Here is a 13,506-nt window from a genome sequence, read left to right as displayed (position 1 = left end):
GTGTGGGTGCCGGCCGGATTCGTCATGGGAGGAGTCGGGTGCGAGCGATGCGTCGCGTCATCCTGACCGCAGCGTTGACTACTCTGAGTGTTCTTGCGGGCGCGGCACCCGCGCAGGCCGGTACCGCTCGCGGCACCGAGGGGCAGACCCTCACCGCCACGCCGAGCACCGGCATCGCCCGGACCGGCACCACCGTCACCGTCACCGTCACCGGCAGCGGGTACGACGTCGACAAGGGCATCTACGTCGCGTTCTGTGTGGACAACGGGGCCGGAAAGGTGCCCAGCCCGTGCGGTGGCGGGGCCGACACCACCGGCAGCCTCGGCGCCTCGCACTGGATCTCGTCCAACCCGCCCTCCTACGCCGAGGGGCTGACCGAGCCGTACGGGGCGGGCGGGACGTTCCGGGTCACGCTCAAGGTCACCCCCGCCATCGGCGACGTCGACTGCACCACCCGCCGCTGCGTGGTGGCCACCCGCGCCGACCACACCCGACCGGCCGACCGCTCGCAGGACGTCCGGGTACCGGTCACCTTCGCCGCCGCCCCGACCCGCAGCAGTGCCCCGGCGGCCGGCCCCGCCCCGTCCACCAGCTCGGGCACCAGCGGCGGTAACGGCACCAGCGGCGGCAGCGGCTCCAACTCCGGCTCCGGCTCCGGCGATGGTGCCGGCGGCAGCGGCGTGGACGGTCCGGGTGCCGCCGGGACCACACCGACCGCCCCCGGGGCCACGCCGACCGCCGCCGGGCCGAACGGTGCCGGCGCCACACCGGACCACCCAGCCGGTACGCCCACCGGGCCGGTCGCCCCGAACGCCACCGACCCCGACCAGGTGCAGGTCACCCGGGTCAGTACGGCCACCGAGGTGAACAGCTGGTGGCTCGCGGCGGTGGTCGTACCCGTGTTGGTGGTCGTGGCCCTGGTCGGGGCGCGCCGCCGCCGACGGCGGGTGACCCGGTGATCCGGCGCGTGGTGGTGGCGCTCGCCGTGCTGCTGGTAGGCCTGCTGGCCGGCTGCGCCAACCCCACCGGGTCACCTGCCGCCGGCACCGGCTCCGGGGCCGCGCCGACAGCCGACTGCGGTCCGGTCACCGCCGCCCTCACCGACCCCGACGTCACGCCGCTCGACCCGGCACCCACCCCGCTGCTGCCGGCGACCGTCACCTCGGCCGACGGACGCACCGTGACGGTCGCCGACGTCGGCCGGATCCTGCCGGTCAACCTGTACGGTTCGATCGCCGAACTCGTCTTCAGCCTCGGCCTCGGCGGCAACGTCGTCGGGCGGGACACCTCCACCACCTTCCCGGCCGCGGCCGGCCTGCCCGTGGTGACCCCGGCCGGGCACGACCTGGCCGCCGAGGCGGTACTCGCCCTGAACCCGACGGTGGTGTTGGCCGACCGCAGCATCGGGCCACCCGAGGTGCTCAACCAGTTGCGCGCGGCCGGCATCCCGGTGGTGCTGATCGAGGCGGAGCAGACCCTGGCCGCCGTACCGGCGCACATCCGCGCGGTGGCGGCGGCGCTCGGCGTGACCACGGCCGGCGAGCGGCTCGTCACCCGGGTCGAGGCGGAGCTCGCCGAGGCGGCGCGGAGCGTGCCGGCGGGAGCGCCCGCGCCCCGGATCGCCTTCCTCTACCTGCGCGGCACCGCCGGGGTCTACCTGATCGGCGGGAAGGGGGCCGGCTCCGACGCGATGATCGTGGCGGCCGGTGGGGTGGACGCCGGCAGCGCCGTCGGGCTGGCGAAGTTCCGTCCGTTGACAAGCGAGGGGCTGATCAACGCGGCCCCGGACGTGATCCTGGTGATGAGCAGCGGGCTGGCCTCCGTCGGTGGGGTCGACGGGCTGCTGAAGCTGCCCGGCGTCGGGCAGACCCCCGCCGGCCAGCACCGTCGGATCGTCGACGTCGACGACGGGGTCCTGCTCGCCTTCGGTACCCGCTCCGGCCGGGTCGTCCAGGCCCTGGCCCGCGCGGTGCACTCCTGCCGGCCGACGTCGTGACCGACACCACACCCCGCGCCACGGACGCCGCGGGCCGTACCGACGCCGCGGGCCGTACCGACGCCGCTGCCGCCCGCGCCGCCGCCCTGGACGTCAACGCGCACGCTGCCGCCGGGGGAGGGCGGCCCCGCGCCGGCCGATTGCTGCTGGCCGGACTCGTCGTCGCCCTGGCGGTGGCCGCCCTGGTCGCCGCCGGCCGGGGGCAGGTCCCGATCTCCCCGGCCGAGGTGCTCGGCTCGATCCTGCACCGGCTCGGGCTGGAGGTGGGGTCGCTGCCGGCCGCGCCGCAGGGGGAGAACGCGCTCTGGCTCGTCCGGTTCCCCCGGGTGGTGCTGGCCGCCGTGGTCGGTGCCGCGCTCGGCTGCGCGGGTGCCGTCATGCAGGGCGTCTTCGGCAACCCGCTGGCCGAACCCGGCGTCATCGGGGTCTCCGCCGGGGCGGCCGTCGGCGCGGCCCTGGCCCTCGTCACCGGGATCACCGTCCTCGGTGGCTGGACCGTGCCGGCCGCCGCGTTCGCCGGTGGCCTGACCACCACCTACCTGGTGTACCTGCTGGCCCGTTCGGACGGCCGGACCGAGGTGGTGACCCTGGTGCTCACCGGCGTCGCGGTCAACGCCGTCGCCGGTGCGGCCATCGGCCTGCTGATGTTCGTCACCGACGACGCCGGGGTGCAGGCCATCGCCTTCTGGAACCTGGGCAGCCTCGCCCAGGCCAACTGGTCGGCGGTCACCCTGGCCGCACCCTGCCTGGCCGTCGGCCTGGCCGCCGCCCTGCTCGACGCCCGCCGGCTCGACCTGCTCGCCCTCGGTGAACGCTCCGCCCGGCACCTCGGCGTCGACACCGAACGCCTGCGGATCCGGATGATCGTGGTCACCGCGCTGCTCGGTGCCGCCGCCGTCGCGTTCACCGGCATCATCAGCTTCATCGGACTGGTGGTGCCGCACCTGGTCCGGATGGTCGCCGGCCCCGGGCACCGGGTGCTCCTGCCGGCCAGCGCGCTCGGCGGCGCGATCGTGGTGATCGTCGCCGACCTGGCCGCCCGTACCCTCGTCGAACACCAGGAACTCCCGCTCGGGGTGCTCACCGCCGTGGTCGGCGGACCGGCGTTCTTCTGGCTGCTGCGGCGTACCCGGGACCGGGCCGGAGGATGGCGATGACCGCGCACCTCGGCCGCCGCCTGGGCCTGGTGGGCCGACGCCCGGCGCGGCCGGCCCCCGGCCCGGTGCCCGCCGGCAGCACCCGGATCCGGGCCACCGGGCTGCGGGTGGAACGCGCCGGCCGCCCGGTGCTGGACCGGGTCGACCTGGCGGTCCGCGCCGGTGAACTGCACGCCCTGGTCGGCCCGAACGGGGCCGGGAAGTCCACCCTGCTGGCCGCGATCAGTGGTGACCTGCCGGTGACGGCCGGCGCGATCGAGGTGGACGGCCGCCCGCAGGCCGACTGGTCGCCTGTCGACCTGGCGATGCGGCGGGCCGTGTTGACCCAGCGGAGCACGTTGAGCTTCCCGTTCACCGTCGAGGAGGTGGTACGCATGGGACGGGCACCCTGGGCCGGCCGACCGGAGGAGGCAGATGACGACGTCGTGGTGGCCGAGACCATGCGCCGCTGCGACATCACCCGGTTCGCCGCCCGCCCGTACCCGTCGCTCTCCGGTGGCGAACAGGCCCGCGCCGCGCTGGCCCGGGTGCTTGCCCAGCGGACCGGCGTGCTGCTGCTCGACGAGCCGACCGCCGCTCTCGACCTGCGCCACCAGGAGCTGGTGCTGCGGATCGCCCGCGACCGTGCCGACGCCGGGGACGCCGTCGTGGTGGTGCTGCACGACCTGGCGCTGGCCGCCGCCTACGCCGACCTGGTCACCCTGCTCGCCGACGGCCGGACCGTCGCCACCGGCCCGCCGGCCACGGTGCTCACCGCGCCGCTGCTCAGCGAGGTCTACCAGCACGAGATCGAGATCGTGCCACACCCCGACACCCACCTGCCGTTGATCGTCCCCCGCCGGCCCCACCCCTTGGAGAAACAATGAGTACGCCCGACGTCCCGTTCTCGGCCCGGCTGCGCGCGGCCAGCCAGCAGGCGCACTCCGACGCCGAGTCCCAGCGGTACGTCGCCGCGCTGGTCGCCGGGGACCTCGACCTGGCCGCCTACACCGACCTGGTCGTGCAACACCACACCATCTACGCCGCGCTGGAGTCCGTCGGCGACCGGCTGCGGGACGACCCGCTGGCAGGTGGTTTCGTCGACGAGGCGCTGCTCCGGCTGCCCGCCCTCGAAGCCGACCTGGCGCACCTGCTCGGCGAGGACTGGCCCGACCGGGCCGTGCCCAACCTGGCCGCCACCACGTACGCCGCGCGGATCCGGGCGGTCTGCGCCGACTCGCCCGAGCGGTTCATCGCCCACCACTACACCCGGTACCTCGGTGACCTCTCCGGCGGCCTCCACATCGGACGATCGGTGGCCCGTAGGTACGGCCTGAGCGACGATTTCGGGGTAGCGTTCTACCGGTTCGACGGGATTCCCCGGCCGAAGGTGTACAAGGACGCCTACCGGGCCCGGCTGGACGCGTTGCCGCTGAGCGAGCCCGCCGAGGCCGCCCTGCTGGAGGAGGTGCTCGTGGCGTACCGGCACAACACGGCCGTCTTCGCCGACCTGGCCCGGCACGTACCGACCGAGACTGCTGCCGGCTCCGGTGGTGCTGCCGGCGTGGCTGGTTCCGCTGCTGGCGGGGGCGCGGGGGTGGCGGCGTGAGCGCGGTCGACGGCGTGGTCCCGCCGACGTTCGGGCCCGAGGTCGTCGCCGGGGTCAGCCGGCACATGAACGACGACCACGCCGAGGACACCCTGCTCATCGCCCGTACCCTCGGCGGCTGCCCGCAGGCGACCCGGGCGCGCACCACCGGCCTGGACGCCGACGGGATGGACTTCGCGGTCACCGTGGACGACATCGAGGTGCCGGTCCGGATCCAGTTCGCCCGCCGGCTCACCGAACGCGCCGAGATCCGCCACGAGGTGGTCCGGATGTACCGGGAGGCCTGCGCCCGCCTCGGTCTGGAGCCCCGCCCAGCCGACTGACCGTCCACCGTGGGCCCAGACTAGGCTCAGCCGGTGGCGACAGACGAGATGGTCATCGACCTCGACGAGCGGGACAACCGGCCGGTCGAGACGACACAGCAGGCGGCGTCACGACGGCGTGGGAACGGCCGGCTGGTCGCTGCCTCAGCCGTCGGCGCGCTGGTCGGTGGCCTCCTCGTCGCCGCCGGGCACTTCGTCTACGACCAGCAACAACAGGCCGGCACGGTCACCTTCGCCGCGATGCCCGAGGCCATTCAGGAGAGCGCGCTTGAGCCGGGCATCGCCACGGTGGAGACGTCCTTCGCCGTGGTCAACGCCGGCCCCGAGCCGATCACCGTCCGGGCGGCCACCGCGACCCGCCCCGGCATCGAGCTGCGCACCTTCGACGGGCCGGTCATCGTCGAGCCGAACAGGAGCCAGTCCCTTCCGATCCGGCTGACGTTCCGCTGCGCGGAGCTCGGCGACCCTGTGCCGCTGGCCGTCTCCTTCTCCGTCGGCAGCGCCGACGGTCAGGTCCACGCCGTCGAGCGGACGATCCCCCTGGCCGACGAGGTCTGGTACCTGTTCGCCCAGAACCTGTGCCGCTACGGATAGACCGACGGCACCTCCTCTATGACCCTCAAACGGGTCAGGTCCCCTCGGGCAGCTCGCGGAGACCTGTCTCGGCCTGGTCGGTCAGGCTGCGGGTCCGGGTCGCCCTGCCGATGGTCAGGGCGCGCTCGTACGCCTGCCGCGCGGCGTCCAGCTCACGCAGGGCGGTCAGCCCCGCCGCCAGGTGCAGCAGGTACGGCCCGGTCCACGCCGCCCCGACCGTCTCCGCCGGTAACCTGGCCAGCCCGGCCGCCAACAACTCGACGGCCGGCTCGTCCCGACCGAGCAACCGGTGGGCGAGCCCGGTCTGCATGCTCAGGTAGGCGGGGGAGTGGAAGTAGAGCCACGGTGGCTCCCGGTCGGGCTCCGCCCGTGCCGCGTCGAGCAGATCCCGGGCGCGGTCGAGCAGGTCGACGGTCGCCTCGGCCTGCCCCGCGAGCGCGTGCCCCCGGGCCTGCTGTTGGGCGGCGACGGCGCGTACTCCCGGGGTGGTCGGCTGGCGCAGCGCGGCGGCGGAGAGGTCGATCAGCGGGCCGGGACGCCGGGCTGCCCAGGCCAGGTGGCCGCGCAGGCTCAACACCGTCGCCACCATGTCGGTACTGCCCGCCTCGGCACCCCAGTCCAGAGCGGTGCGGTACCAGCCGGCGGCCAGCGCGGCACGATCGCCTGCCGCATGCAGCCACCCGGCGAACTGCGCCCACTGCGCCGCCACGTCGAGCAGCCTCGGCCGGAGCGCGCCGTTGGTCTCCCGTACCAGAGCGGTCACCAGGTCGAGCTGACTGCGGACCGTCGGCAGCACCGCCCCGGCACCGAGCGAGTCCTCCAGGCGACGATGGGCGGCGAGCAGCCCGGCCAGTTCGTCCACGGTGGCCGGATCGACCCGACGGGGATGCCTGACGGCGTACGAGATCCGCTCGTCCTCGGGCGGTGCCACGGCGACCAGCGCGGCGAGCGCGCCCTCGGCGTGCAGCGCCGCGTCCAGCCGGGCCGCCACGTCGACCGCCGGTCGGGTACGCCCGGTCTCCAGTTGATGCAGGAGGCTCTTGCCGTGGTGGACGAGCGCGGCGAGTCCCCGCAGCGACAGGCCGGCCTGCTGCCGCCGACGTCGTAGCTCGTCCGGGAAACGCGGATCCACGATCGTCTGGTTGGTCGAAGCCACAGTCACCACCTCCCTCGTCTAGCCGAATGTACGCGAGAGGTGACCGTGTGTCATTTTCCAGCATCGCGTGGCCCTCGGGAACGGGCGGATTCGACTAGGGTCCTCGGGTATGGGGAACCCGACGGAGCTGTTCACGCTGGACCCGCACGCCACCCTCGACGCCGACGAGCGGACCCAGCTGCTGGCCTTCCTGGACACCCATCGTCGCCTGCTCAACCAGTGTCTCGACGGGCTCACCGAGGAGGAGGCCCGGCGAAGGCTGGTGCCGTCGCGGACCACCCTGCTCGGGCTGGTCAAGCACGCCACCTACGTGGAGCGGGTCTGGTTCACCGAGGCGGTCACCGGCACCCCGCGTCAGCAGCTCGGCCTACCGCCGAAGGTCGAGGACTCGTTCGTCCTGGCCGAGACGGACACCATCGTCTCGATCCGCGACGCCCACCGGGAAGCCTGCCGGGACTCGGCGCGGGTGCTCGCCGGGCTCGCCCTGGACGACGTGGCCACCGGGCACCGGTTCGGCGCGATGACGGTCCGCTGGATCCTGCTGCACCTCCTGCGGGAGTTGGCCCAGCACTGCGGGCACGCCGACATCCTGCGCGAACAGATCGTGGCCGCCCGCCAGAGCTGAGACTGGGGTTCCTGGTCAGTCGTTCATGGCCTGGCCGCGTCAGCGCAGCCCGCGTCGTACCTGGCCGACAAAGGTCGACCAGGAGGTCGGCTTGAAGGTCAGGACCGCACCGGCCCTGTCCTTGCTGTCCCGGACACCCACGACGCCAGGTAGGTTGTCGGCCACCTCGACACAGCTTCCGGACGATCCGGAGCGGGTGCTCTTGCGCCACACAGCCCGAGATTCGTCCACGCCACACCTCTTCCTAGACGGCCAACTCCTGACCGATCCTACGCAGGGTGTCCCGGGTCTCAGAAGGCGATAACGCCACGGCGCAGAGCTGCTCGAACGCAGTGGCGTATGCGGCGACCTCCGCTGGTCGCTCCAAGTACAGCGCGCCGGTGAGAGTGTCGATGTAGACCAGCCGGTCTTCGGCGGCATCGGGGTACGGTGCGGGCAGGGGCGGGAAGTCCAGGATCGTGAAACTGCCATCGAAACCGGTTCCGGCACCGAACGGCAGGAGTTGGATCTGTATCAGCCTGCGTTCGGACTCTTGGAGCAGGCGATCTATCTGCCCGCGGAGCACCTTCGGGCCGCCCACCGCCCGACGTACCGCTCCTTCGTCCAGGATCACGCGGAGAGCCGGCTGGTCCTCGCTGCCAAGGATGACCTGTCGCTCCATCCGCAGGGATACCTGGCGTTCCACCTCACCGTCGCGCATCGGTACGGGTGCACCGTGGAAGACGGCCCGCGCGTAGTCCTCGGTCTGGAGTAGACCGTGCACCATCTGGCACTCGTAGATGCGTAGCACGGACGCCTCGGACTCCATCCCGACGTAGGTCGTGAACCACGTCGGCAGGACATCGCTGTACTGCTGCCACCACCCACGCTGCTTGGCCTGCCGGGCCACCTCGATGACGGCTTCCGCTTCCTCGCCGGTCATCCCGTAGAGCGTGAGCAGGGCGCGGACGTCGTTGGGGTGAGGCCGCACGTCGGCAATCTCGATCCGGCTCAGCCAGCTGGCGTCATGGTCCACACGCCTTGCCGCCTCGGTGGAGGACAAGCCGGTCTGCTCGCGGAGTTTGCGCAGCGTCAACGCCAGTCTGCGGCGCTTCACGGTCGGACTGTTACGTCTCGTCACCGCTACATCATGCGATCCCGCGAGCATGAAGGTCAATCGCAACACGCTGCGCCGCCATCAGCGATACGCACATTGCGGATTCCGATGTTCGGTGGCATGGTGACAGTAGGTGTTCGTTCAGTAGCTGAAGGAGTCTCAATGTCGAAAGACATCTACGACGATTACCTGTTGGTAACCGCACTCACGTTGGCCCGGTGGCATCGGCCGGTCTGGAGTTGGCGGCGGTTGCGCAGGGTCTGTCGATGCGGGGCGGAGTTGCCTTGCCGAGCCCGACACCGCGTCACCGTGAGCCGGGAAACCTGGCTGGGCAGGGGCTCTGTCGAGCCCTCTGTGGAACCACAGTGGAACGCGCCGACTCAGATCCTGCCGCGAAACGGTCCGCTGATGACCCTTGCCGGGGAGTGGCGGTCGTCGCGAGGAGCCTGGTCGCTGTGAGATGCGAGGTGCCGTTCCTGGTGCAGGAAGCGTGGTACTGCCTGGACGTCCATCGCCGGTACGGGCGCTGCGAGGAGTGCCCCGAAACCGGTGACTGCGCGGCGGTGGAGGTTGCGCGGGCCCGGATCAGGCAGTGGCGCAGGCTCCGGTACCTGCGGGGCAGACGGTGAGTACGCCCCTGCCGAAGGCCGGTGACATGGTGCAGGTGACCAGGGCGGCCAGCGTGCAGTTCACCAAGCCGATCATGTGCCGGGTCATCCGGGTGCTCGACTGGATCACGTACGACGGGTGGTGCTGGCTCGACGTGTACCAGCTCGACGACCAGGGAGACGCGGTGCTCCGCAGGTCCATCTTCGTGCGACCAGCCGGGCTACGGATCCAGCGCGCCACGCCGACTCCCCGCCAGCCGAGGCGCCCGAACACCAGGCCGAACCCGCACCCTGATCCGTACCCGAGAGTGTCACCAACCCCAGAACGCCGGCCGACGCACAGTCCGGCACGGCGGACGTGACGGTACGTTCCCCGAACCCTGCCGCTGACATCGGCGCTGCCAGGGGTGGGCGGGCGGTGCTACGTTCACGCCAACCGCCGCCGTCACCCGTGGAGTTCGCCGTGCAGCAGAGGTACGTTCGCGTCCTGGCCGTCATCGGACTGCTGGTGTGCGTCGCCGTGGTCGGCGCTGTCGGTGGCACATACCTCGCCGACCGCACGGCGTCGTCGTCGACCGACCCGTCCGCCAGCAGCAGCGCCGACCCCACCAGGGCCGGCACCGACTCCACCCCGGCCGGTCCGGTCGCCGATTCCCCCGAGCCGTCGGAGCCGGCCGAACCGTCCGCGTCGCCGCAGAAACCGACGGACCGGACGTACGCCATCGACCGGAAGGTCTACGACGAGCTGTCCCTCACCGTGACGCTGGTCAGCGCCGAGGTCACCGACGGCAAGCTGCGGCTGAACCTCAGGTACCGCAACGACGCGCTGCTGCCGTGGCCGCTGACCTGCCCGACCGCCGAGGTCGACCGGACCTCGTCGCGGATTGTCCTGTCGGACGGCCGGACCGTGTACCCGGAGCGCTCCTGGTGTGCCACGACCCGACCGGGGGAGTCCATCACCCTCGCCCCCGGCGAGCAGTCGGACACCTGGGCGGACTTTCCCGAGGTACCGGCGGCCAGCTCCTCCTTCACCCTGCACTGGTACGACTTCCCCACCCTGGACGACATCCGCCTCCGCTGACCCCGCAGTCGGCCCTCGCTGAGAACGCCCCCGATCCTTAAAAAATCTTGGAGGATTTCGGCCCCTATGGCGGCCTGAATCTTCCAAGATCTATGCCTAGCCACGCACCTGTCATGGCATCACGGAGCCGGTGCGGCGTTGCGAGTCGGCGTTCAGCGACATCGCGCCGAACCCGGCCACGCTCTCCGGGGGCCGGGCCCTGTCCCCACGATGTCCCCACGAGTGGGCGAGGGCCCCTCGGAGTAGCCTCCGGGAGCCTGCTGGACCGAGGTGCGCCCGGCAGGATTCGAACCTGCGGCCTTGGGATTAGAAGTGGTATTCACGTTCCGGTCCCTGGCTTCGGTGGCTTCACTAGCTGCACAAACTACCGCTACGGCCACCCCTAGTTTCCCTGCTGGCCTGCATTTCGCACCACGAATAGCTCCACGGCCGGCAAGTTCTCGTGATACCGGACGCAGTTGCTGAGCGTAACAAGAGCCAACTCGGTTGTGGTCGGTGGGCGGGTCCGAATCGTCGCCCTGGGGGCAGGTCGAGCGGGCCACCGCCGCCGGCGCATAGCCTCCAACCATAGTGGAGGCCATCAGCCGCTTGGCGGTGGTCCGCTACCTATTGGGGTGCTACGGGTTGGGCTTGGCGGCCTTAACCAGACTGAGGAATGGTGAACTCGTGGATAACCGGAATCCCGCATACAGTGGCCAAGAGACTCGCATACTGGCGGAGTGCGCTTGTAGTTGCGTCGAGGGCGGCTCGAAGTTCGGGAGTTCTTGACCAATTGCCTTCGTGTGCCATACGACTTGATTCTGAAGGTCTAGTTGTTTCCCACTCCTCTAGTTGAGGATGCCAGTACGACAAGACGGGGCGAACCGCAGTGTTGAGCATGACGACAACAAGATAGCCTAAATTGATCTGACTGTCCGGCTTCGGTTCGGCCAGTATGGGACCGTATCTCCTAAGAATCTCTCGCGACGTTCCAAAGAGCGTGTAGAGGCTGGAAAGGGCCTCGCGTAAATGGCCATGCTCCAGCGGAACAACAGCGACTCGGGTGACAAGTTCTACGTATAGTTCCCAGGCGGCACGTCGTTCGTCGTCGTTTGGGCGCCATGTGCCCTTGACTGAGAGAACCTTCAAGTTGAGTTGTACGTCAACTTGCTCTGGCGGGCGAATCGGCATTGAGTTGCCTTCCGTGCTTCAGCTCTTCATGTGAGAGCTACTAGAATGGAGGTTCTTCGGGAAAGCGTGTCGTAGGGATGTTGTTGTTGGCGGTTCTTCCCCGCTCGGCTAGTAGCCGTGTGATGCGGGTGGAGACGGACTCTCCATCATAGATCGCGTGGTAAATCTGGTCGTTTTCCTTGGTCGCTTTTTCTAATCGTGTCAGTTGGTCGGGCGTGTAGTTCTGCAGGGCTTCAAGCTTAACAAGAAGTGACCGGGTTCGGGCATAGCTGCCGGAGGTCTCGAATGCTCGCACTAGTCCATCGGCCCACGCTGTATGGCTTGATGGCGTGCCGGTCAGCCAGTTCGAGATTCGAGTGGCCGTTTCTGGCTCGCCTACGCCGATGCAAGATTGCGCTTGGAGCCTTGAGAGAAAGCCGGGCGGATTTATGCCGAAGTTTAGTGGCAAGATTGGTACGCGGCGACTCATCGCCCATCCGATTTCCTGGTTGCACCAAGGGCTGGAGTTGTATCCCTCGGACAGGAAGCACACAAATACATCGCAGGTCTTTAAGGCTTCTTGGATGACGGCTTCCCACTCCTTGGAGGGAGTAATGCTGTCATGGGCGACGAACATGTGAATGCCAAAGAGTTCCAGCACCTTGCCCACGCTAGAAACATAGTCTCTGTAGTTCGAAACATGACTAGCGAAAGCGCGAAGTTGTTGGGGTCGCCACGGAACTTCTTCGGGGGCAGGACCGTGAGCGCTGCCGGTCAGGTAGCCGTGCAGTTCGGGGAGCTTATCGGCCGGGCCAATTTGGAGCATGTTAATTGCGTATGAGCGCTTACCCGCAGGAGCCTCCTCGCTGATAGGGAAGTCGAAACTCGTTAGGATGAGGTCGATTTCCTCCCAGTCTCTGCCGTCTAGGAGTGTTGCGCATTCGCGAATCAGATCGATCCTCTTGCCGGGTGCGATCAAAGCGCCTCCCCCAATCGCTGCCTACCGTGCCAGTCCTCTTATCTTTATCGCCTCTCCAGGCTGCGGGTCTCGTGAAAGCGGAGTGCGATGCTTCCCGGTTTTCGTCGCAGCCCTGGTTTGCGATCGAGTTATTCGCCGTCCTCGACGGCTCTGGGTAGCACTACAGCCGCTATCTCCTGGGCAATCTCATCCACGGTCGTCGAGGCTGTGCTGAGTGCCACCTTGTCGGCTAGGCTTGGACTGTACTCAATAATTTGATCTTTCGTGACGTTGTGCCAGATCGGCAGCAAGTTTTGTTCTCCCGCCACAGTCTTCGTTACGATCCCGTCTAACTCATACTGCGTCCATCCCTTCGACATGAAGGCGGCGGAAAAGACGACGACCGCAAACCTGCTCGACCGGATTCCTTGGTCGATCTTCCGGCGTAGGCTGTCGCCAATGGTAAGGCGAACTTCATCTAGCCACACGCTGACACCGAGGCCCTCTAAGGCGGTGGCTAGGGGGCGGGCGACGGCTTCTTTGTCTTCGGTGGCGTGGGAGACGAAGACATCCCAAGTCTGCCCCCCGAGGATGTTTGGCGGTGGTGCGGTAGCTGCTGTGTTCTGGCGGATTTGGCTTAGAGGACCGCTGTCGCGAACTGGCGGCAGAAAACCTCGCGGAGCGGGCTCGACAGCAACACTAGCGTTAATCCTGCCGGGGAATCCGCCGAGATCGATGGCAACGTACCAATGGCCGTCGCGGGGGACGGCTAGTCGCAACGGCGACCTTTTTACGAGGCCCCCGATGTATCGGTGGCGACCGCCCCGGGCGTAGCTGCGGTAGTTGGAGGAGTCCATGAGAAGAACATTTGCCTGATTGCGTAGCGTGACAACTACGGTGGCACCCCTCTTGAGGTTCCCAAGATCCCACTTCAGATGTTGCACGCCCCACTGCTCCCTGGATCACGGTCCCGATGAACTGAGCACTGTCGACCATAGACCGAGGGCGCGATGGGCCATCGCCGAGGGACTACCTGCCACCATCTCGACATCTCCTGGCCCTGTCCATGGCCGAAGGGCTGTGGGCTGTGACCTGTGCTCCAGGGGCTGAACCATCTCCGCATCTCCGCATCTCCGCAACATGGCCTTGAGCTGGGCAAATGCTTGCGGAGATGC

At 69.1% G+C, this 13,506-nt stretch carries 15 protein-coding genes; 10 read left to right on the top strand and 5 right to left on the bottom strand.

The features are described from left to right. Nucleotides 1-47: 47 nt before the first annotated feature. Genes ACN28G_RS19965 through ACN28G_RS19935 form a run of 7 tightly spaced genes read left to right on the top strand, consistent with a single transcriptional unit; the run spans nt 48 to nt 5,658 of the window. A complete protein-coding gene (locus ACN28G_RS19965; RefSeq protein ID WP_421480103.1) occupies nt 48-959 on the top strand; it encodes a hypothetical protein in 912 nt (303 codons plus the stop codon). Next, nucleotides 956-1,996: a heme/hemin ABC transporter substrate-binding protein gene (locus ACN28G_RS19960; RefSeq protein WP_421480102.1), complete on the top strand. Its 1,041-nt coding sequence runs from the start codon at nt 956-958 to the stop codon at nt 1,994-1,996. Before ACN28G_RS19965 ends, ACN28G_RS19960 begins: the two co-directional genes overlap by 4 nt. Beyond that, nucleotides 1,993-3,153: a FecCD family ABC transporter permease gene (locus ACN28G_RS19955; protein WP_421480101.1), complete on the top strand. Its 1,161-nt coding sequence runs from the start codon at nt 1,993-1,995 to the stop codon at nt 3,151-3,153. The genes ACN28G_RS19960 and ACN28G_RS19955 overlap by 4 nt, the downstream gene beginning before the upstream one ends. Continuing rightward, nucleotides 3,150-4,019: a heme ABC transporter ATP-binding protein gene (locus ACN28G_RS19950; RefSeq protein WP_421480100.1), complete on the top strand. Its 870-nt coding sequence runs from the start codon at nt 3,150-3,152 to the stop codon at nt 4,017-4,019. The genes ACN28G_RS19955 and ACN28G_RS19950 overlap by 4 nt, the downstream gene beginning before the upstream one ends. Beyond that, nucleotides 4,016-4,741, top strand: a complete 726-nt coding sequence (locus ACN28G_RS19945; protein ID WP_421480099.1) for a heme oxygenase (biliverdin-producing) — start codon at nt 4,016-4,018, stop codon at nt 4,739-4,741. The genes ACN28G_RS19950 and ACN28G_RS19945 overlap by 4 nt, the downstream gene beginning before the upstream one ends. After that, nucleotides 4,738-5,064 (top strand): DUF2470 domain-containing protein, encoded by a 327-nt coding sequence (locus ACN28G_RS19940; RefSeq protein WP_421480098.1) that lies wholly within the window; start codon nt 4,738-4,740, stop codon nt 5,062-5,064. Before ACN28G_RS19945 ends, ACN28G_RS19940 begins: the two co-directional genes overlap by 4 nt. Before the next feature lie 33 nt (nt 5,065-5,097). Continuing rightward, complete coding sequence (locus ACN28G_RS19935; RefSeq protein WP_421480097.1) at nt 5,098-5,658, top strand: hypothetical protein; 561 nt, start codon at nt 5,098-5,100, stop codon at nt 5,656-5,658. 34 nt (nt 5,659-5,692) lie between these two features. Here ACN28G_RS19935 and ACN28G_RS19930 read toward each other — a convergent pair whose 3' ends face one another. Then, nucleotides 5,693-6,814: a helix-turn-helix domain-containing protein gene (locus tag ACN28G_RS19930; RefSeq protein WP_175440632.1), complete on the bottom strand. Its 1,122-nt coding sequence runs from the start codon at nt 6,812-6,814 to the stop codon at nt 5,693-5,695. Nucleotides 6,815-6,923: 109 nt separating this feature from the next. Between ACN28G_RS19930 and ACN28G_RS19925 the strand changes: the two genes are divergently transcribed. Beyond that, nucleotides 6,924-7,439, top strand: coding sequence for a DinB family protein (locus ACN28G_RS19925; RefSeq protein ID WP_421480096.1), 516 nt, complete (start codon nt 6,924-6,926; stop codon nt 7,437-7,439). Nucleotides 7,440-7,478: 39 nt separating this feature from the next. On the opposite strand, the gene ACN28G_RS19920 is transcribed toward ACN28G_RS19925, so the two are convergent. Both ACN28G_RS19920 and ACN28G_RS19915 read right to left on the bottom strand, forming a co-directional pair. Further along, nucleotides 7,479-7,670, bottom strand: a complete 192-nt coding sequence (locus ACN28G_RS19920) for a DUF397 domain-containing protein (protein WP_421480095.1) — start codon at nt 7,668-7,670, stop codon at nt 7,479-7,481. Between the two features lie 13 nt (nt 7,671-7,683). Next, a complete protein-coding gene (locus ACN28G_RS19915) occupies nt 7,684-8,586 on the bottom strand; it encodes a helix-turn-helix domain-containing protein (protein ID WP_421480947.1) in 903 nt (300 codons plus the stop codon). A 604-nt stretch (nt 8,587-9,190) separates the two neighbouring features. On the opposite strand from ACN28G_RS19915, the gene ACN28G_RS19910 reads away from it, so the two are divergent. Both ACN28G_RS19910 and ACN28G_RS19905 read left to right on the top strand, forming a co-directional pair. After that, nucleotides 9,191-9,505, top strand: coding sequence for a hypothetical protein (locus tag ACN28G_RS19910; RefSeq protein WP_421480946.1), 315 nt, complete (start codon nt 9,191-9,193; stop codon nt 9,503-9,505). 101 nt (nt 9,506-9,606) lie between these two features. Further along, the gene (locus ACN28G_RS19905) at nt 9,607-10,224 is read left to right on the top strand and encodes a hypothetical protein (protein WP_421480094.1); all 618 of its coding nucleotides are present in this window, start codon (nt 9,607-9,609) and stop codon (nt 10,222-10,224) included. Nucleotides 10,225-11,434: 1,210 nt separating this feature from the next. Here ACN28G_RS19905 and ACN28G_RS19900 read toward each other — a convergent pair. Further along, the gene (locus ACN28G_RS19900) at nt 11,435-12,352 is read right to left on the bottom strand and encodes a toll/interleukin-1 receptor domain-containing protein (RefSeq protein ID WP_421480093.1); all 918 of its coding nucleotides are present in this window, start codon (nt 12,350-12,352) and stop codon (nt 11,435-11,437) included. A 128-nt stretch (nt 12,353-12,480) separates the two neighbouring features. Next, the gene (locus ACN28G_RS19895) at nt 12,481-13,275 is read right to left on the bottom strand and encodes a DUF1883 domain-containing protein (RefSeq protein ID WP_421480092.1); all 795 of its coding nucleotides are present in this window, start codon (nt 13,273-13,275) and stop codon (nt 12,481-12,483) included. Nucleotides 13,276-13,506: the final 231 nt, after the last annotated feature.

It is taken from the genome of Micromonospora sp. WMMA1923 (assembly GCF_049179195.1).
Taxonomy (GTDB): Bacteria; Actinomycetota; Actinomycetes; order Mycobacteriales; family Micromonosporaceae; genus Micromonospora; species Micromonospora yangpuensis.
This window is presented reverse-complemented; position numbering and strand designations above follow the sequence as displayed.

Excerpts from the sequence above, each read along its gene's own strand:
- ACN28G_RS19965 (WP_421480103.1), top strand. The coding sequence starts at position 48 with ATGCGTCGCGTCATCCTGACCGCAGCGTTGACTACTCTGAGTGTTCTT.
- ACN28G_RS19950 (WP_421480100.1), top strand. The coding sequence starts at position 3,150 with ATGACCGCGCACCTCGGCCGCCGCCTGGGCCTGGTGGGCCGACGCCCG.
- ACN28G_RS19945 (WP_421480099.1), top strand. The coding sequence starts at position 4,016 with ATGAGTACGCCCGACGTCCCGTTCTCGGCCCGGCTGCGCGCGGCCAGC.
- ACN28G_RS19925 (WP_421480096.1), top strand. The coding sequence starts at position 6,924 with ATGGGGAACCCGACGGAGCTGTTCACGCTGGACCCGCACGCCACCCTC.
- ACN28G_RS19915 (WP_421480947.1), bottom strand. The coding sequence starts at position 8,586 with ATGCTCGCGGGATCGCATGATGTAGCGGTGACGAGACGTAACAGTCCG.
- ACN28G_RS19910 (WP_421480946.1), top strand. The coding sequence starts at position 9,191 with ATGGTGCAGGTGACCAGGGCGGCCAGCGTGCAGTTCACCAAGCCGATC.